This window comes from Microbacterium sp. B19, assembly GCF_000333395.1.
Taxonomy (GTDB): Bacteria; Actinomycetota; Actinomycetes; order Actinomycetales; family Microbacteriaceae; genus Microbacterium.
Genome location: NZ_BADA01000545.1, coordinates 16,670 through 36,092, shown reverse-complemented (window position 1 = coordinate 36,092; position 19,423 = coordinate 16,670). Strand labels below are relative to the sequence as shown.

At 66.7% G+C, this 19,423-nt stretch carries 15 protein-coding genes; 9 read left to right on the top strand and 6 right to left on the bottom strand.

Features of this window, described 5'->3' with window-relative positions; translation table 11 throughout:
• Nucleotides 1-265: 265 nt before the first annotated feature.
• Entirely contained in the window at nt 266-934 is a 669-nt protein-coding gene (locus tag I5G_RS18670) for a TetR/AcrR family transcriptional regulator (RefSeq protein ID WP_022880416.1), read from the bottom strand.
• 107 nt (nt 935-1,041) lie between these two features.
• On the opposite strand from I5G_RS18670, the gene I5G_RS18665 reads away from it, so the two are divergent.
• Nucleotides 1,042-2,631, top strand: coding sequence for an MFS transporter (locus I5G_RS18665; RefSeq protein WP_022880415.1), 1,590 nt, complete (start codon nt 1,042-1,044; stop codon nt 2,629-2,631).
• Here the strand turns inward: I5G_RS18665 and I5G_RS26075 are convergent, their stop codons facing one another.
• The 4 genes from I5G_RS26075 to I5G_RS18645 all read right to left on the bottom strand — a co-directional run bounded on the left by I5G_RS26075 (nt 2,632) and on the right by I5G_RS18645 (nt 8,028).
• On the bottom strand, nt 2,632-2,856 hold the full coding sequence (locus tag I5G_RS26075) for a hypothetical protein (RefSeq protein ID WP_036329407.1): 225 nt from the start codon (nt 2,854-2,856) through the stop codon (nt 2,632-2,634). It lies immediately after the preceding gene.
• Nucleotides 2,857-2,982: 126 nt separating this feature from the next.
• Entirely contained in the window at nt 2,983-4,539 is a 1,557-nt protein-coding gene (locus tag I5G_RS18655) for an FAD-dependent oxidoreductase (RefSeq protein ID WP_022880413.1), read from the bottom strand.
• Complete coding sequence (locus tag I5G_RS23585; protein ID WP_051038895.1) at nt 4,532-6,595, bottom strand: molybdopterin oxidoreductase family protein; 2,064 nt, start codon at nt 6,593-6,595, stop codon at nt 4,532-4,534. The genes I5G_RS18655 and I5G_RS23585 overlap by 8 nt, the downstream gene beginning before the upstream one ends.
• Nucleotides 6,596-6,603: 8 nt before the next feature.
• A complete protein-coding gene (locus tag I5G_RS18645) occupies nt 6,604-8,028 on the bottom strand; it encodes an MFS transporter (protein ID WP_022880411.1) in 1,425 nt (474 codons plus the stop codon).
• A gap of 341 nt (nt 8,029-8,369) precedes the next feature.
• Between I5G_RS18645 and I5G_RS18640 the strand changes: the two genes are divergently transcribed.
• From I5G_RS18640 to I5G_RS27430, 5 genes are all read left to right on the top strand, one after another.
• Nucleotides 8,370-9,506: a hypothetical protein gene (locus I5G_RS18640; RefSeq protein ID WP_026096090.1), complete on the top strand. Its 1,137-nt coding sequence runs from the start codon at nt 8,370-8,372 to the stop codon at nt 9,504-9,506.
• Entirely contained in the window at nt 9,506-11,521 is a 2,016-nt protein-coding gene (locus I5G_RS25575; protein ID WP_148286548.1) for a hypothetical protein, read from the top strand. The genes I5G_RS18640 and I5G_RS25575 overlap by 1 nt, the downstream gene beginning before the upstream one ends.
• Nucleotides 11,518-12,612 carry a hypothetical protein gene (locus I5G_RS23575; protein WP_239642574.1) on the top strand — a complete coding sequence of 365 codons (1,095 nt, stop codon included), beginning with the start codon at nt 11,518-11,520 and terminating at the stop codon, nt 12,610-12,612. The genes I5G_RS25575 and I5G_RS23575 overlap by 4 nt, the downstream gene beginning before the upstream one ends.
• 264 nt (nt 12,613-12,876) lie before the next feature.
• On the top strand, nt 12,877-14,478 hold the full coding sequence (locus I5G_RS25570) for a hypothetical protein (RefSeq protein WP_148286547.1): 1,602 nt from the start codon (nt 12,877-12,879) through the stop codon (nt 14,476-14,478).
• A complete protein-coding gene (locus I5G_RS27430) occupies nt 14,450-15,361 on the top strand; it encodes a PfkB family carbohydrate kinase (protein WP_083896704.1) in 912 nt (303 codons plus the stop codon). The genes I5G_RS25570 and I5G_RS27430 overlap by 29 nt, the downstream gene beginning before the upstream one ends.
• Before the next feature lie 182 nt (nt 15,362-15,543).
• On the opposite strand, the gene I5G_RS18620 is transcribed toward I5G_RS27430, so the two are convergent.
• Nucleotides 15,544-15,753, bottom strand: coding sequence for a DUF1653 domain-containing protein (locus I5G_RS18620; RefSeq protein WP_022880406.1), 210 nt, complete (start codon nt 15,751-15,753; stop codon nt 15,544-15,546).
• 147 nt (nt 15,754-15,900) lie between these two features.
• On the opposite strand from I5G_RS18620, the gene I5G_RS18615 reads away from it, so the two are divergent.
• From I5G_RS18615 to I5G_RS18605, 3 genes are read left to right on the top strand one after another with little or no spacing between them, the layout of a single operon-like run.
• On the top strand, nt 15,901-18,378 hold the full coding sequence (locus I5G_RS18615) for a molybdopterin oxidoreductase family protein (RefSeq protein ID WP_022880405.1): 2,478 nt from the start codon (nt 15,901-15,903) through the stop codon (nt 18,376-18,378).
• The gene (locus I5G_RS18610; protein ID WP_022880404.1) at nt 18,375-18,833 is read left to right on the top strand and encodes a hypothetical protein; all 459 of its coding nucleotides are present in this window, start codon (nt 18,375-18,377) and stop codon (nt 18,831-18,833) included. The genes I5G_RS18615 and I5G_RS18610 overlap by 4 nt, the downstream gene beginning before the upstream one ends.
• The gene (locus I5G_RS18605) at nt 18,830-19,351 is read left to right on the top strand and encodes an HPP family protein (RefSeq protein ID WP_026096089.1); all 522 of its coding nucleotides are present in this window, start codon (nt 18,830-18,832) and stop codon (nt 19,349-19,351) included. The genes I5G_RS18610 and I5G_RS18605 overlap by 4 nt, the downstream gene beginning before the upstream one ends.
• Nucleotides 19,352-19,423: the final 72 nt, after the last annotated feature.

The window sequence follows — 19,423 nt, the reverse complement described above, 5'->3', positions numbered from 1 at the left end:
ATGGTGGTACTGAGTGTCACGTGTTCGCGAACACCGAGTGTCCAAGCACGCCGCATCGGGGTGCCGCCCAGCGGCGTGTCTTGGACGCTCGATCATCGATGGAGCGCATGTGCGCCACGCGCGCGTGGGGTGAGTGCCCGAGCGTCCAAGGCACGCCGCACCGCGCGGCCGCGCAGCGGCGTGTCTTGGACACTCAACAGGGGGAGGACCGCCGCAGCGTGCGCGCCGGCGCTGCCACCGGCGCCCGCGCAGCGACCCCGTGCCCCTACTGCGGCAGGCTCGCGCGCAAGCGCCGGGTCACCTCGGCCGCCGGCATGCGGCGGGGGAACGCCGCGACGATGAGGTCGTCGCCCGCGGCGTCCTCGCCGTCGGGGTGCACGCCGTAGCGGCGGAGCACGTCGTCGAGGGCACGGCGGAGAGTGGATGCCGGCACCCGAGCGCCGCGCATGAGGCGGCGCAGCACGTGGTTGTGCACGGCGGTGACGAGGGCGGCGAAGCCGACGGCATCCAGGGGGTCGAGGCCGGGAAGCGACTCGCGCAGGTACTGGTCGAAGAGGCGTTCGTACTGGAACACCGTGACGATCTCGCGGTCGCGCAGCGCGGGTTCCTCGCGCACGATCGCGTAGCGGCGGCGGGCCAGTTCGGGGTCGGCGGCGAAGTGCCGGAACACGCGCATCGACGCGTCGCACACCGCGGCCCACGGGTCGGGGTGCGGCTGCGACAGGAACGTGCGCGTCTCGTCGAGGAGCACCTCGTGGTCGGCGAACACGACGTCTTCCTTGCCGCCGAACTGCCGGAAGAAGGTCGACCGCGACACTCCCGCCGCCTGCGCGATCTGCTCGACCGACGTCTGGTCGTAGCCGCGCTCGGCGAAGAGCGCGATCGCGGCGGCCACGACGGCGGTGCGGCCGGGAGGGGCGGGGGCGTCGGTCATGACGGGAAGCCTAGGGGAGCCGCGGCCTCTCGACAGTTGTCGGGTGCCTCGCCGCGGAGAGTGTCGTACGTTCGGGCGGCGGGGTGGGCGGACCGATGGGAGAACGCATGGCACATCGGACCGGCGCCAGCGGTGGGGCGTGGGCGCCGTTCGCCCACCCCGCGTTCCGCAACCTGTGGCTCGCGCAGCTGGGTTCGAACATCGGCAGCTGGATGCAGTCGGTCGGTGCGCAGTGGTTCCTCCTCGAGGCGACGCACTCGTCCGCGCTCGTGGCGTGGGTGCAGACGGCATCCCTTCTCCCGGTTCTGCTGCTCTCGCTGGTCGCGGGCGTGCTCGCCGACGGCGGCGATCGGCGGCGCCTGCTGATCGTGCTGTCGGCGGCATCCACTGTCGCCGCGAGCGCGCTGTGGGTGATGGAGGCTGTCGGCGCGCTCGCGCCGTGGTCGCTGCTCCTCATGACGTTCGTGCTCGGATGCATCGCCGCCCTGTCGAACCCGGCGTGGCAGGCGATCCAGCCCGATCTCGTGCCGCGCGCCGAGATTCCCGCGGCCGCGTCGCTGTCGGGCATCACGGTCAACGGTGCGCGGGCGATCGGCCCCGCGCTCGCGGGCGTGCTCGTCAGCCTCGGCGGTCCCGCGCTGGTGTTCGGACTCAACGCCGTGTCGTTCGTCGGCGTCGTCGCGGTGCTCGCGAGATGGAGACCGGATGCCACGCCCCCGCGCCCCGCGCGCGAGCGGTTTCTCCCGGCGGCGGCCGCGGGCATCCGCTACGTGCGGTCGGCACCGGGCGTGCGGCGCATCCTGCTGAGGTCGGGGCTGTTCGTGATCCCCGCGTCGGTGCTGTGGGCGCTCCTCCCCGACGTCGCGAACGCGCACCTGGGCCTCGGCTCGGCCGGGTACGGTCTGCTCCTCGGCGTGCTGGGCGTGGGCGCGGTGCTCGGGGTGTTCGTGATGCCGGTGCTCCGGCGGCGCCTGTCGGACTCGTGGATCCTCGCCGGCTCGGCCGCGGTCTACGCCGTGGGTCTCGCCGTTCCCGCGACGGGGTCGCTGCCCGCGGTGGTCGTGTCCTTCGTCTTCGTGGGCACCGCGTGGATCGCCACCGTCACCAACCTCAACGCCGCGCTGCAGCTGACGCTCGCCTCGTGGGTGCGGGCGCGCGGGATGGGCATCTATCTGCTGGTGTTCATCGGCGGGCAGGGCGTCGCGTCGTTCTTCTGGGGCGCCCTCGCACAGGCGATTGGGTCGCTGGCGTGCTTCCTCATCGGTGCGGCGATGCTCGTGCTCGTCGCCGCGAGCGTGCCGTTGCTGCCGTTGCTCCCGTCGACCGGGCGGCTCGACCGCACGGTCGTCGCGCTCGCGTCGGCGGCGCCGACGCTCGTGTTCCTCCCCGGTCCCGCCGATGGACCGGTGGCGATCACGGTCACCTACACGGTGCAGCCCGGCGACGAGACGGAATTCGTCACGGCGATGGCGGCGGTGGAGCGCTCACGTCGACGGACCGGCGCCAGCGACTGGCGCCTCGACCGCAGCGGAGAACGCGAGAACGTCTACCGCGAGGAGTTCGTCGTGCCGTCGTGGGGCGAGTTCACACGCGCGTCCGTCGAACGGTGGACGGGGTACGACCGGGGGATCCTGGATGCCGCGATCAACCTGACCGTGGGGGAGCCGGTCGAGGAGCACTACTTCCCGGTCCGCTGATCACTCGCCGGGCGGCGGAGTCACGCCGAGGTCCTCATCCAACTGCTCCTCGTCGAGCGCGTCGCCGGGGACGGGCGTGCGGAACGGGGGCGTCGCCGTCGAGGCGGGCAGCGTCTCTCCCTCGGCGCCGTCGTCGAACAGCACGTCGACGTCGTGGTCGAGGTCGATCTCGCGCGGGTCTTCTTCGGTTCCGTCGCGATGCACGGGCAGAAACGGATCGCTCATCGACACGGTCGTGTCCCCTCTCGGCGGTCGTGGTCCGACGCGGCTCAGCCTAATTCCGGGGCGCCCCGAAAGCCCGGGGTCGCAACGAGTCGGAGGTGACCCCGCGTGGACCACCCTGGGACGCGCTCACACCCCGACGCCCTCCCGCGCGAGCAGCTCGCTGATCCGCCCGACGCATCCGCCGCAGCCGGTTCCCGCACGCGTGGATGCCTTGACGCAGGCGACCGTCGGCTCTCCGGCCGCGACCGCCTCGCGAATGGCGCCGGCGCTGACGCCGTTGCACCAGCACACCGTGGCATCCGCCGCGAAGGGGTCGCCGACCGCGGGCATCCCGACGTCCGGCGCGTCCAGCCGCAGGAGCGACGACCGGTCGGCCGGCAGCTCGGATCCGCGCTCGAACAGCAGGGTGAGTTCGGCGCCGGTGCGTGGCATCCCGACCGCGACGAAACCGGTCAGGACGCCGTCGACCGTCACGAGTTTGACGTACGCGCCGCGGGCCGGGTCGGCCCACAGCGTCACCTGCGGCCCGGAGCAGGAGGGGGCGTGGGCGAACGGGTCGACGTCGACCGCGCCGCCGGCGACGACGTCGATGCCCTCGGCCTTGAGCATTACGACGCCCGGGCGCTCGGCGGCGGCGGGCGCGGCGTCTCCCGTCGACAGCAGCGCGGCGAGCCGGTCGGCCTGACGCCAGCCGGGGCCGATGAGTCCGCTCGGGCCGCCCGTGACGCGGCCCTCCGACGCGGGATCCGCGACGTGTGCGCAGTCGCCGATGGCGAAGACGTCGGGGTCGGTCCACGTCCGCGAGTCGGCGTCGACGAGCACGCCGGTCGCGGTGGCGAGGCCTGAGAGGGATGCCACCTCCGTCCGCGCCGCCACCCCGCACGACAGCACGAGCAGGTCGCCCGCGAGCACCCGGCCGTCCGCGCAGACGAGGGCGTCGAACCACGCGCGTCCGTGGTCGTCGTAGCGGAAGTCGATGCTCTCGGCGCGGGCGTGGTGCTGCATCTCGACGCCCGCCGCGACGGCCGCGGCGGCGAGCACGCGCCCGCCGTTCTCGTCGAGCGTGCGGTTCATCGGCGCGGGCGAGTGGTACGCCACGGTCACCGCGGCGCCCGTCTCGGCCGCGGCCAGGGCGAACTCCATGCCGAGCACCCCGGCGCCCAGCACGACGATCCGCTGCCCCGCCCGCACGGCCGCGCGCACCTGCTCGGCGTCGGCGAGGTCGCGCAGCGCCACGACCCCTCGGGGGAGCGGCGCCGTGCCGTGGTCGAGCGCGGCGGGCGCCCCGGGCGCGGCCCGGCGATCCCGGTGCGCACGCTCGAGTCCGGCCAGCGTCGGCACGTTCGCGCGGGCGCCGGTGGCGAGCACGAGTCGGTCGTACGGCATCCGTTCGCCGTCGTGGAGGCGCACCACCCGCGAGTGCCGGTCGATCCCGACCACCGCGCTGCCGAGATGGAACCGCACGCCGGCGTCTTCGGCGACGCGGCGGTCGGCGAGGTCGAGGCGCTCGCGGTCGGCGCGGCCGACGGCGTATTCGGCGAGCAGGACGCGGTTGTAGACGTCGTGCGTCTCGGCGCCGACGACGGTGAGGTCGATGCGTCCGTCGCGAACCGCGGGCAGCAGCCCCTCGACGAGTCGCGCTCCGACCGGTCCGTAGCCGACCAGAACCACCCGCTCAGACATGCGCGCTCCCCTCGATCGACAGCCGCACGCGCGTGCGTTTGAACTCCGGCATCGCCGACGTGGGGTCGACGATCGCCTCGGTGAGCCGGTTGGCGCACTCGTCGCCGGCGTAGTGGAACGGCAGGAACACCGTGTCGTGCCGGATGTCGGTCGTCACGCTCGCCCGCGCCCGCACGGTGCCGCGCGCGTTCGAGACCGCGACGAGATCGCCTTCCCGGATGCCGAGCCCCGACGCCGTCGCCGGATGGATCTCGAGCCGCGCCTCGGGGCGTGCGGCGTTCAGCTCGGGCACCCGCCGCGTCTGCGTCCCGGACTGGTACTGCTGCAGGTAGCGGCCGGTGACGAGGGTCAGTTCGCCGGCGCCGTCGGTGGGCGTCGGGGGTGTGGCATCCACGGGGATGAGGCGCGCGCGGCCGTCGGGGTGGGCGAAGCGTTCGGTGAACGGACGCGGGGTGCTTTTGGAGCGGAACGGCCAGTACGCCGCGACGCCGGTGTCGAGCAGCGCGTGCGACAGACCCGAGTAGTCGGCGATGCCGCCCTCGGAGGCGCGGGCGAGTTCGTTGAAGACCTCGGCCGGTTCGGTCGGCCACGTGGATGCCGCGCCCAGGCGCCGTGCGATCTCGGCGAGGATCCACAGCTCGCTGCGGGCTCCGTCGGGTCCGGGCAGCGCGCGGCGGCGGCGGAGCACGCGGCCCTCGAGGGAGGTCATCGTCCCCTCCTCCTCGGCCCACTGCAGGACCGGCAGCACGATGTGGGCCAGCGCGGCGGTCTCGGAGAGGAAGAAGTCGCACACGATCAGCGTGTCGAGGGCCTCGAGCCCGGCGCGCACGGCCTCGACGTCGGGAGCGGACACGACGACGTTCGACCCCGCGACGAGGAGCGTCCTCACCGGTCCGCCGAGTTCGCCGAGGAGGGCGGTGGCCGGGATGCCGGCATCCGGGAGCTCGTCCGGGGCGATGCCCCACACCCCGGCGACGTGCCGACGGGCGTCGGGGTCGCGGATCGAGCGGTAGCCGGGGAGCTGGTCGGCCTTCTGCCCGTGCTCGCGGCCGCCCTGGCCGTTGCCCTGCCCGGTGAGCGTGCCGTAGCCCGAGCCCTCGCGGCCGACGAGCCCGAGGACGAGCGCGAGGTTGATCGCGGCCGTGGCGGTCGCGGTGCCGTCGACGTGCTGCTCGACGCCGCGTCCGGTGAGGATGTACGCGCCGCCTTCCGCGAGCCGTCGCGCGGTCTGCCGGAGCAGCGCGACCGGGACGCCCGTCGTCGCGGACGTGCGCTCGGGCCACCACGCGGCGACGCTGCGCCGAACGGCGTCGAACCCGGTCGTGCGTGCCTCTATATAGGTGTCGTCCGCCAGCCCCTCGGCGAGCACGATGTGCGTCAGGCCGAGGAGGAGCGGCAGGTCGGTGCCGGGCGCGGGCTGCAGGTGCAGACCGGCGCCGTCCTCGGTGAGGCGCGCGGTCGCCGACCGGCGCGGGTCGACGACGATCAGTCCGCCCGCAGCCCGCGCCCCCGCGAGGTGCGCGAGGAACGGTGGCATGGTCGCCGCGACGTTGGAGCCGAGGAGCAGGATCGTCCGGGCGTCGTCGAGGTCGGTGACCGGGAAGGGCAGGCCGCGGTCCATTCCGAAGGCCCGATTGGATGCCGCTGCCGCCGACGACATGCAGAAGCGACCGTTGTAGTCGATGCGCGAGGTGCCGAGAGCGACGCGGGCGAACTTGCCGAGCAGGTACGCCTTCTCGTTGGTGAGGCCGCCGCCGCCGAAGAGGGCGTTCGCGTCGGGTCCGTGGTTCGCTCGCGTCTCGCGGAACGCCGCGGCCACGGCATCCAGGGCCTCGTCCCACGTGACTTCGGCGAGGGTTCCGTCGGGGCGCCGCATCAGTGGCATCCGGAGTCGGTGGGGGGATGCCAGGAGCTCCGCCGACGTCCAGCCCTTGGCGCAGAGTCCTCCCCGGTTGGTGGGGAAGTCGCGGCCGGTGACCGCCGTCTCGCTGTCGTGGAGGACGGTCATCGCGCACTGCAGCGCGCAGTAGGGGCAGTGGGTGTCGGCGGAGCTCATGGTGTGCATCAGATGCGGGTGCCGGTCTTCTTCGACATCGTCAGGTAGACGCCGGCCGTGATCGCGAGGAAGACGACGTACGCGCCGATGAACCACGTGAGCGCGGGGACGTACGAGCCGAACGACGTCTTCGACAGGCCGAGCAGCTGCGGGATGAAGAACCCGCCGTACGCGCCGATCGCCGAGATGAGTCCGAGGGCCGCGGCGGCCTTGCGCTGCGCGCCGACGCCGTCCTTCGCGCGCAGGGCGAAGATCGTCGGGATCATGCGGTAGGTCGAGCCGTTGCCGATGCCCGCGGCCGCGAAGAGCACGAGGAAGCAGAGCAGGAAGATCGCGAAGTTCTGCAGCGGCAGGGTGAGGACGACGCTCAGGATGCCGAGACCCATCGCCGTGAACGCGCCGATCGTGATGCGGGTGCCGCCGAAGCGGTCGGCGAGCTTGCCACCGTAGGGGCGGGCGAGCGAGCCGACGAGGGCGCCGAGGAACGCGAGGGTCACCGTGGCGGTGCCGATGGTGAAGCCCTTGAAGTCGGGGAACGTGTCGGCGAGCAGCTTGGGGAAGACGCCCGCGAAGCCGATGAACGAGCCGAAGGTGCCGATGTAGAGGACGGCGAGGATCCACAGGTGCGGCTCTTTCAGAGCTGCGAGGGATGCCGCGATGTCGGCCTTTGCGGCCGAGAGGTTGTCCATGCGGAAGTAAGCGCCGGCCATGGCGACGAGGATCAGCGGCACCCAGATGAGCCCCGCGAGCGGCAGGTTCAGCGTCGCGGCAGCGCCCACGGTGATGACGATCGGGACGAGGAACTGCGCGACCGAGGCGCCGAGATTGCCGCCGGCAGCGTTGAGTCCGAGCGCGTAGCCCTTCTGCGCGGCCGGGTAGAAGAACGTGATGTTCGCCATCGAGCTGGCGAAGTTGCCGCCGCCGAAGCCGGCGAGGGCGGCGATCAGGAGGAGGACACCGAAAGGCGTCTGCGGGTTGCTGACCGCGATGGCCAGCCCGATCGTGGGGATGAGCAGGAGACCGGCCGACACGATCGTCCAGTTGCGGCCGCCGAAGCGCGGAACCATGAACGTGTAGGGGATCCGCAGGGTCGCGCCGACCAGGCTCGGCATCGAGATGAGCCAGAAGATCTCGCCCGTCGACAGCTGGAAGCCAGCCGCCGGCAGCGACACGACCACGACCGACCACAGCTGCCACACGACGAACCCGAGGAACTCGGCGAAGATCGACCACCGCAGGTTGCGGGCGGCGATGGCTTTGCCTTTTTCGGCCCACTGCTGGGCGTTCTCGGGGTTCCAGTTGTCGATCCAGCGGCCGGGGCGGTGGATCAGTTCTGGCGTGGCTGCTTCGGTTGGGGCCGCGGGCCTGGCGGCGTTGGTCGTTGCGGCCGCGGGCGGCGTTGCGGTTTCGGGGCGCGGGTCGGTGACGGTCACGGGGGTTCCTCCGGTCAGCGATGGGGGAGGTGCAGCGCCCCGCATCGACGAGGCGTGCCGTCAGCGTAGGAAGGGGGCGTTACCCGGGACCGCGTCCGGTGGGGCTAGGAAGTAACGCTTGCCTCACCGGGTTGAGGCGACCGCCGAGAGACCTCCGTAACATGCAGGACACGTAGGTTCATCGCACAGCAATACAGGAGACGGCACTGCTTACCCCCGACCTCGCTCGCCACCTGGCGGGGCCGGACCGTCAGCGAAGAGCCATGCCTCCTACGCGGTGCACTCCTCGCCTGATACCGTCCGATATGACGTTGTTGTCGTCGATTCGGCTGTGGGGGACCGTGAAGGAAATCTTGGCGAGGCGCCTGTTAGACACCGTGGTTTACGGGGACTCGGACGATGGAAGACCATCTACCGAGGAAGTCGCGGTCGAAACCGTGCAACTAACTCGTTTGGCGGCACTCAAGTACGACGAATACGAGGGGTTCAGCCCCGCGGTCAAGTTTCTCGAGTCACTTGCGACCTGGTTGAGTCAGCTCGACCCGTCGGACCGACGAATCGCGCTCCGATTCATCAACGAGAGATTGCTGTTCGTCTCTGCTGCTGAGATGGATCACTTAGTGGGAACTATATATCCGGACCGGCTCCGGCCATACTTCATCAGGAAGACTGCCGAGGTGCTTGGTGTCAGTCCCACGCAAGTGCGACGCATAACCTCATCAGTGGAGTTTCAGGAACTGCACCGGCGAACGCTCATCATGGGTATGAGTGACGGTGCGCGGCTGGACAAGCTGCGAAGAGCATCCTCCTTTTCTACCGAGCAGTTTCATCTAGTGTCGACCCTTGACAAAGCAAAGCAGGATGACCTCAGGGAAAAGCTTGAGAAGGCACTCAATCAAATGGGCTCGAGTGCGCCGGCCAGCTTCGCAACCGTGGTCGTGGTCGACGACTTCACCGCAAGCGGCACGACGATGCTGCGCCCCGCAGAAAACGAGGACGGGACCGAAAAGGTCGGCGTTTGGGAGGGCAAACTCGTCAGGCTCCGAGAGCACCTAGCTCAATTGAAGGAAGCCCACCTCGTCGCCGACGATGCGCGGATTGTTGTGCTCATCTACCTCATGACTCAGAAGTCTAGCCATGCTCTTGCTGAGAGGATGGAACGTTCCGGGCTGAAATCCGAGTTTGAGCTGCGGGATGCACACACGTTCGGTGACGACGTCCCCTTGCTCGATGGTCGAGACGACGATTATCTAAACATATTCAGGAAATACTTCAATGAGGATTGGGTGGATGCGCATAACAGAAAGGCGGGCCACCCTCGCTTTGGCTTTGCTGACAGTCGACTTCCTCTAGTCCTGCACCACAACGCCCCTAACAATACTCCCCCGGTAATCTGGAAGCTGGATGAGTCAGATACTGGATCCGCGTGGAGCGGAGTCTTCCCCCGCCATGAGCGACACAGTTCGGAGCGACCATAATGGTCATCCATAATCCGTTCCGCTACCGCGCAACAGAGCAGTTGAGTCAGCTGTCCAACTTTCATCGCACATTCGGTGTAGAGATGCTCAGTCTCATGCCGACGGGCCAGTCACTTTGGGACCGGTTGGTCGTTCTGAGGAGCGCTCCTGGGGCGGGTAAGACTTCTTTGCTTAGACTTTTCTCGGCGGAATCCCTAGCTCAGCTGTCTGCCTATGTGCACCCGGAGGTCTCGGTGCTAGCACTGCGAAGGGAGATCACAATCCGCGGAGCGCTTGATGCCAAGGGCTTGAAGCGCCTGGGAATATTCCTCAGTATGCGCCCCGACTATAAGGCTCTGGTAGACCTCGGGCCCAATGGTGCGTCTGCCTCGAAAATACTCTTCAAGCTGCTGGACGCTCGCATCATTAGGACCGCGCTGGAGGCAATCGCCTTTGCTCGGCAGGTGCAGTTTCCCGAGGGCTTGGATCGCGTGGAACTCGTTTTCTCAGCGCTCGATGCGACTGGATCTGCTGCTATTCGGCGCCTCAGTTACGCCACGGACGAGCGGCTGCACGACGGTCGAGTGCCGGCTTCCGAAGTACTTACGCGCGCAGAGGAGATCGAGAAGGAAGTCCTCAACTTGCTCGACTCCCTGGTGCCCGTCGAATGGGACCAGATCGATGGGCACACAAAGCTGTATAGCTTGGATTTGCTTGACCAGTCGAGGTTTGCCGTAGACGGCGTGATCGCAGCGCTTGACCCGCTGCTACTGATCGACGACGTCGACGAGCTGCACGAATTTCAGAGGGACGCCGTTTACGACGCACTCCTCGACCGGCGCATCGGCTTCGCGCGGTGGGTGGCTGAACGGCAAGCTGCCGCATCGTCGGGTGAGTTGATTGGCAAAACTGTGGGCCGAGACCTGCTAATTATCACTGTCGATGACGGAAGAGTGGTGAGCGACACCAAGCGTCACCGACTGCTGAAACACATTGCTGACACACGAGGTGTCGAGGGCTTGAGTGCAATCGACGTCCACTCTCCATTCAGCGACCTGCTGGACGGGGATGCGTCCCTCGAACAAAAAGGCATCACGGCAGCCCTTGAGGGATCTCGCCGAGCTGTTATGGAGCATCTACGCGATCATCCTGCATACCAATCGTGGTTCGAGGACATCGAGGATCGCGTTTCCGGCAGCAATAGCCTCGAGTCGGCCATTGCGTTCCGCGAAGCATTCATCCGTCTCGAACGAGAGCACAATCGTGCGGCTGAGACTCTTTTTAGTGCCGAGTTCGACGACACAGTGGAAGTTGAATTGGTTCCAGAATCGCAATCGAAGGATCGAGGGGCGGCGAGACTGTTCCTGTCGAACGAATATTCCCTACCCTACTATTATGGCCCAGAGACATTATCCGCGTTGTCGAGTCGAAACGTAGAGCAATTTCTGCGTATATCTGGCGATGCATTCGATGCGATGGTCGCGGCCGTTTCTCGCCGTTCACGCCGAGGAAACGCTACGCTGTCTGCTGCGGATCAGGACCGTTTGATCAGGCGGACCAGTTATTCGTTCTGGAACGAGATTCCGAGGCGGGTTGAGAGGGGAGCGGACGTGCTCGCACTTTTGACGGTGATCGCGGCCGTCAGCGTTGAACAGACCTACCGCGGCAACGCTCCGTATGCTCCCGGAGTGACGGGTACGGCTCTGCCATACTTGCAGAGGAATGCGCTTCTGGATGGCTTCAAAGGCAAGAGCGAGATCAGGAATCGTCTAAGTGCCGCACTCAGAATTGCGGTTGCCGAAAACCTCCTGGAAATGTCCAGCGAAATTGCGCGCGTGAAAAATCAGGATCTGATCCTTTTCCATCTGAATCGGCTTCTTCTTCCGGCGTTAAAGTTGCCGTTGCAACGCAGTGGGTTCAGAGAGCAGAGTGTCGCGACACTTGTGAAGCGTTTCGAAGCAGTAGTGCGGCTTGACCTGGACGCCGCCCGTGCGATCGGACTCACTCCTGCCCAGATTCCGGGTTGGCCGAGATGACGTCTTCATCCACTCCTCGCTGGAACGATTACGTCTTCACGGCGAACACGCAGGACACGGTCGGTCTCGTCAAGGAGGCGGTCGGTCCGGACGATGTTCGAACACTGCTCCTATGTGGGGGCGGTTTCGATCCTCGAACGTTGCATGCTCCGACAGCCGTCGCTGGTATCGGCGTCGGGGATCTTCGGGTGCTGGCGTTGCGGCCGAACGCCCAGGGCTCTCACGCCGACGCGAAGGAATCCGCTACCCGGAATCTGCAAAAGTTACGTGATCTATTCCGTGAAAACCTCGAGGTTGTCGAGGCTCCGCAGGTGGCGGAGCCAAATTCAGCTGCAACTATACTGACGCGCAAGTTGGTGGCGGATCATGGCTTGCTCGAGTTTGATACAGTCATCGTAGACATGAGCGGCATGCCGTCATCCATCTCGTTTCCCATTATTCACCTGCTTTTGAATGGCTCCGAAGACGCCGGCTTTAGGGGGAACCTCTTAGTGCTCGTATCGGAGGATGCTGAGACGGATAGGAGGATCGTTCGCAGCGAAATTGGTAGGCCGAGCGTGCTGAACGCGTTGACCCGGCTGCCAAGTTCGCGTCAACCCGTCATCTGGATACCAATACTGGGCGAGGGGGCTGGCGAGGAGCTGAGCAGAATCCGAGTTATGCTCGATCCGGAGGAGGTCTGTCCAGTCGTTCCGTTTCCGTCGACACGCGCTCGACGCGCCGACGACCTTATCGTTGAACACGGTGATCTTCTCTTCGAAGTTCTGCGATTCGAACCTCGGAATGTTCTGCACGCGTCTGAACTCAATCCTTTTGATGTATATCGCCAGATGGTTTCGCTCGCTCGCCGCTACCGAGCGGCGCTGAGCCCTCTGGGGAGTCCAACGATCGCGACGAGCGAACACGGCAGCAAGCTCATGAGTCTCGGGGTGTTGCTGGCCGCGCACGAAGAGGATCTCGTTGTGGCGCAGGTGGACACGACGAGCTATGACTTCGCGAGCCCGGACCTCGCGTCAGACCGACTCCCGGTGCTGTATGGCGCATGGTTGACCGGTTCGCCGTACGATGTCGGAACCCCGGGAGATGGTTGATACATGAGTACGTATGCAGCGAGTGTGTCTGGAATCCCGGCGGACGTACGGAAAGCCTCGGAACTGCCGAGTCATCAGGCCCTGGCCGCCTTCGCGGAAAAACTTTCGGGGAGATGTCTTGTTGCCGTCGGAAGCGGTGGGGCCTTGGCGCTTGCGGAGTTGGCCGCCTTTGCGCACCGTCAGTCCGTACGTCGCTCTGCCTGGGCGATGACGCCTCTCGGCTTTGCTCAGTCCGGTCCGATGCCGACGGGGACAGTGGTGCTTGTGTTCTCCGCACGCGCCAAGCACCCCGACACGGCGCTCGCCGTCTCGCGGGCGCGTCGCGAGGGATTGGATATTCTCCTCGTGACGGAGAGGGCACCTGAAGACCTGCCGGAGGCGTTGAAGGTCGGCAACCTTTCTGTTTTGACGGTTCCGCCAGGCGATACCGAAGACGGATTCTTGGCCACCGGTTCAGTCGTACGCATGGCTGTGGTCCTGTCGCGAGTTTACGGATATCCAGTCTCATCGCCGTCAATCGAGCCCTCGGTGCATATTCAGGAGAGGGTGATTGTCCTTCACGGTCTTGAAGGAGTGGCGGCTGCAGTCGACGTGGAAACTCGCCTCCATGAGCTCGGGTTGGCTGCGGTACAGCGGACAGATTTCCGAAACTTCGCACATGGTCGCCATGTTGGCTTCAGCCGCCACAGTGAGGCGACAACGATACTTGCATTGACCGGTGAGGACTCGCGCGAACTCTGTTTGCGTACGTTGGGGCGCATTCCAGGAAACGAGGGCGTGACTTTAGTGGAGAGCGCTGAGAGCGGCTTGAAGGCTGCGGTCGAGCTTCTTATCAAGGTCATGTCTGTTCCGATCCCCCTCGCAAATGCCGCCGGAATCGAGCCAAGTCGTCCGGAGGTGCCCTATTTTGGTCGGCAGTTGTACCACCTCCCTTACAAACGATCGCTCCCCGTGTTCTCGCTCGCGCCCGTCGAGCAAAAGCTGCGGGCTGCCGGTCTTACGGCAGAACAACGCGACTTACATCACTTCTTTTCTGAGGGGTATGATGCGTGGCGAAAGCAAGTTTGCCGCGCTGAGTTCGTGGGCCTGCTGCTTGATTATGACGGGACCTGCGTCGCAACGCGGAATAGGTGGGACCCTCCTGCAGATGAAATTCGCAGCTCTTTGATCGGGATGTTGCGCGCCGGTGTTCGTCTGGCTGTGGCTTCTGGCCGCGGTGACAGCTTGTTCTTTGGGCTTCGGGAATGGATTCCCAAAGATTTCTGGCCGCTCGTCGATCTCGGCCTGCATAACGGGTCGTGGCAGCAGAACCTGGCGGATGAGTTGATGGAACCCAGGTCTGTCGAATCGATCAGGGAAGCGGGTGGCGTGTTGACGCGCCTTGAGCATTTGGGCGTCGCCAAGGTGAAGGTTGGCGCGCATCAGATCTCGCTGAGCCCAAGCACGTTGTCACAGTCGATCACGGAGCTTCATCATCTTGCCGCCTCTCTACTGCCGGCGAGTTCTCGCGGTTCGCTAAGCTTGCGAACGAGCGCCCACAGCGTTGACGTCTTCCCCTCGACAGCAGGCAAAGTGATGACGCTCGACAGGGTGCAGACTCGCTACGGTCGCTACCTTTCCATAGGCGACCAAGGTGGTCCGGGAGGAAACGACTTCGACCTCCTGCACGCGTCGGTCGACTCCATCACGGTCGGCCAGACCTCTGCGGATCCGAGTCGTTGCTGGCCATTATTCGGAACCGATGTGCAGAACGAGGTTGCGCTCGGTCGGATACTGGGACGTCTGAGGCTACGGGCCGCAACTTTCAGATTCTCTCCCCCTACCGCGAAAGCAGAGCATGGTACATCGACGCCGCCTAGCGAGTAGTGGCTACACGACAGTCGACGCGCTGGTGAATGGGTCCGTCCGGGCGGCGCCCGGAGGTACGGCGGCTAACGTCGCGCGAGCGCTCGCTTCGCTCGGGTGGGAGGCGGACCTGGTTGGAAGAGTCGGTGACGACCCGGCAGGCAATCTCGTCGTCAATCGACTCCATCAAGCGGGGGTCCGGACGGACCACCTCCGGCGTGATTCGGACTGGCGTACGCCTGTTTTGGTACAGGAGGCCCACCGCGGGGATCATCGCTGGCGCTTTCGTTGCCCAGCTTGCGGAGAGAGATTTGCGACTCATCGTCCGCCGCCTGAGTCGGATGCAAATGATCTTTTGGGCGAACTCGACACGCCCGACGTGTTCTTCTTCGATCGTGCTAGTCGGTTCACATTACGGCTTGCGGAGGAATGGTCACGTCGCGGCAGCTTCGTCGTCTTTGAACCTTCCTCTCTCGGTTTGGTGAGCTTGTTCATGCGGGCAGTTAGGGCAGCGAATCTGATCAAGTTCAGTTCCCAGCGGTCCGGCTCATTTCTTTCCATACTGAATGGGGTCGAGTCCGCAGTTGTGGAGACGCAAGGCCGTTTCGGGTCGAGGCTTAGAACGCCGTCGTCGAGGAACTGGCACCACCTTCCCGCTCCCCCTCTTCGCCACTTCGTGGATTCGGCGGGTGCAGGAGATTGGACCACGGCGGGGTTGCTGGACCGGCTTCTGGGGGATAACGGGGGCGCTCTGGATCTTGAGAGCATGATTTCGGCCCTTCAGAACGGCCAGGTTCTGGGGTCTAGGGCCTGTTCTTGGGAGGGGGTTTTCCCCGATCCGCTGGACACGATCGCGACGGACTTCGAATCTTTTGGCTGCCCCCGCGTGCTTTCGGCGCGGTGATGAGGTGGCAGCTTTCTGGGGGAACCGGTCGAAGAACCAGTCCTCGGATCGACGTAGTTTCTGGAGCGACTAACCCTGCGGTCATAGTCAGCTGAGTGCTCGTCGTTTTCGCAAGTGGGTGCTTTTCGGTTGCGTGTACGCATCATGCCGACAACGATTCCACGCGGCCTGGCGCTGCGCTTCTAATCGACCCGCCGAAACCGCGGCCTCGCGTACCCGTCCCGCTCTACATCCCCCAGGAACATCTCCACCGGACGCACCCAGTACGAGTAGTCGTCGTAGAGCTTCCGGTACGAGACGAAGACCTCTTCGGTCTCCGAGTGCCGCGCGATTCCGAACACCTCGTACCGCTGGCCCTTGAAGTGCTCGTAGATGCCGGGTTCGATCTCCATACAGGCGTCTCCTATTCGTGGCGGTGAACCACGAAAGAGTCTGGCAGCCGGGCGAACCTTGGCACTGCCGCGGCCCCCTGTCGAGGCTCTCGGCGATCCCGCAGGGCCGCCCTACGTTGTCCCGCGTACCGCAGGGAGGACACGATCATGGTCGATCGCATCGAGCACATCTGGGGCACGCGCACACCGTTCGCGCGAGGGGAGCGGTGGCCGGTCCGCGTCGACCTGAAGCTCGCCGACGGCCTCACCGAGGACGACGTCGACCGCTGGGTGCAGTCCGCGTGCGTGCTGTGCAGCAACGGGTGCGGCACCGACATCGCGGTGAAGGACGGCCAGATGGTCGGCGTCCGCGGGCGCGCAGTCGACATCGTCAACCACGGGCGCCTCGGACCCAAGGGCCTGTTCGGCAGCTGGCAGGGAATGGCCAATGCCGACCGGCTGACCTGCCCGCTGATCCGCGAGAACGGCGAACTGGTCGAAACAGACTGGGACACCGCGATGTCGCGCATCGTCGAGCGCAGTCAGCAGCTCTTGCGCGAGAAAGGCCCGCTCAGCCTCGGCTTCTACACGTCGGGACAGCTGTTCCTCGAGGAGTATTACGCCCTCGGCATCATCGGTAAAGCCGGCCTCGGAACCCCGCACATGGACGGCAACACCCGGCTGTGTACGGCGACGGCCGCGGCATCCATGAAGGAAAGCTTCGGCTCCGACGGCCAGCCCGGCAGCTACGCCGACATCGACGAATGCGACGCCATCTTCCTCTTCGGCCACAACATGGCCGAGACGCAGACCGTGCTGTGGACGCGGGTACTCGACCGGCTCGCAGGGCCCAATCCGCCGCGCGTGGTGTGCGTCGACCCGCGTCTTACCGAGGTCGCGCGCGAGGCGGAGGTGCACCTCCCCGTGCGGCCGGGCACGAACCTCGCCCTGATGAACGGGCTCATCCGCGAGCTGCTCGCGAACGACTGGATCGACCACGACTACATCGCCGCCCACACGATCGGCTTCGACGAGCTGAAGGCCACGGTCGAGCCGTGGACGCCCGAGGCCGTCGCCGAGACGTGCGGGGTGGATGCCGCCGACGTCCGCGCCGCCGCCCGGATCTTCGCCGAGTCGCCGCGCGTCCTCTCGACGGTGCTGCAGGGGTTCTATCAAGCGTCGGATGCCACGGCATCCGCGTGCCAGGTCAACAACCTGCACCTGCTCACCGGACGGATCGGGCGGCCGGGGTGCGGCATCCTGCAGATGAACGGCCAGCCGACGGCGCAGAACGCGCGCGAAGCCGGCGCGGACGGCGACCTGCCGGGGTTCCGCAACTGGGAGAACCCCGAGCACGTCCGCCAGCTCGCCGAGCTGTGGGGCGTGCACGTCGACAAGATCCCGCACTGGTCGCCGCCGACGCACGCCATGCAGATTTTCCGCTACGTCGAGCAGGCCAGCATCGAATTCCTCTGGGTGCAGGCGACGAACCCCGCGGTGTCGATGCCGCAGTCCGAGCGAATCCGGCAGATCCTCGCGAAGCCCGAACTGTTCCTCGTCGTGCAAGACCTCTATCTCACCGAGACCGCGATGCTCGCCGACGTCGTGCTGCCCGCCGCCGACTGGGGCGAGAAGCAGGGCACGTTCACGAACGTCAACCGCACCGTGCACCTGTCGGAGAAGGCCGTCGAGCCGCCGGGCGAGGCGCGGAGCGACCTCGACATCTTCCTCGACTACGCGCGGCGCATGAACTTCCGCCGCGACGACGGCTCGCCGCTCCTCGACTGGACCGGACCCGAAGACGGCTTCCGCGCCTGGCAGGAGTGCACCCGCGGCCGACTCTGCGACTACACGGGCCTCAGCTACGAGAAGCTGCGCGGGGGAAGTGGCATCCCGTGGCCCTGTAATGACGAGCACCCCGACGGGACCGTCCGCCTGTACGGCGACGGCATCTTCCCCACCGACGTCGACCGCGCCGAGACTTTCGGCCACGACCTCCTCACCGGCGCGACGATCGGCCCCACGAACTACAGAGCCATGCGCGTCGACGGCCGCGCGATCCTCAAGGCCGCCGCGTACAACCCTCCGCACGAGACGCCGAGCGACGAATACCCCCTGCAGTACTCCACGGGCCGCACCGTCTATCAGTTCCACACCCGCACCAAGACCGGTCGCGCGCGGCAGCTGCAGAGGGCGGCTCCGTCGGCGTGGGTCGAGCTTTCGAGGACGGATGCCGAGGCGCGTGGCATCCACGAAGGCGACCTCGTGCGCGTCCGGTCGGCGCGCGGCGAGATCGTCGTTCCGGCGCGGATCGGCCAGGTGCGCGAGGGCTGCGTCTTCGCCCCGTTCCATTACGGGTACTGGGAGGACGGGCGCACCGGACCCGACGGGCACCCCACCGCGGCCAACGAGCTGACGATGACCGAGTGGGATCCGGTGTCGAAGCAGCCCATCTTCAAGGTGGCCGCGGTGCAGATCGAGAAGATCGCGGATGCCACCGCCCCCGCGCCCGCGCCGACCACCACGGCATCCCGTCCGGTCGATCCCTCGCGCGTTCCGGCCACGGTCGGTGGACCGGACGGTGAGGCGGAGGAATCCCTGCGACCGGTCGACCCGCCGCGCATCGCCACCCGGGAGGAAGCATGAACCTCGCGTCGTACATCGGCCTGCTGCACGCGGGGGAGGACGTGCTCGCCCGGTCGTTCCGCCAACTCGCCGAGGGGCACGGCGACGAGCCCGACGTCTACCACCTGTGCCACACGCTCGCCAAGCAGTGCGATGAGCACGGGCGGAGGCTGGGTCCGGTCGTCGAGCGGTACGGGGAGACTCCGGATGCCGAGCCCGAACGCTTCCACGCCGACGCGATGAGCGAGAGCCGGAGCGGGCCGCTCGGACTGCTGCGCGACCTGCAGGACCTCCACGCGCTCGTGGGTTTCGTCGACACGACGTGGACCGTGGTGAAGCAGGCCGCGCTCGCGCTGCGTGACGAGGAACTGCTCGCGATCATCGACGACTGCGAGCCGCAGACGAAGCTGCAGCAGGATTGGCTCTCGACCCGGCTGAAGCAGGCGGCACCGCAAGCGCTGCTGGTGGCGTCGTGAGGCTCGGTGCGCAGCTGCGGCAAGGTCGCGCGGGTGCGGCGGCGTACGCGGGTGTGCTGTCGCTCGTCGTGCTCGCGCTCACCGGCGCCGTGGGTCTGGCGCTGCATCAACCGTGGCTGTTCCCGAGCCTCGGACCGACCGTGATGCTGTTCTTCGAGTCGCCCGAGCAGCCCGCGTCGCGCCCGCGCAACGCGCTGATCGGGCACGCGGTGGGGCTGGGGGTCGGCGTCGCGTGTTTCTACGCCTTGGGTCTCAGCGGTCAGCCGCCCGCTCCCGTCGGAGGACTGACCCCGGGGTACCTCATGGCGGGGGCGCTTTCGGTGGCGGTGACAACCGTCGTGCTGACGCTGCTGAAGACCCCGCACCCTCCGGCCGGTGCGACCACGCTGATCGTGAGTCTTGGCATCCTGACCCAGCCCGTTCAGCTGCTCGCGATGGCGGGGGCGATCGTGCTGGTGACGCTCGCCGGGTGGGCGTTGAACGCGGGACTGCTCGGGCGTGAGGCGCGGCGGTTCTGACGGGGTCAGCAAGGATGGCGGAACCATTCGTACCCAGCTAGAGCTATCTGCCTACGTTTTGTCTCTTCAGCG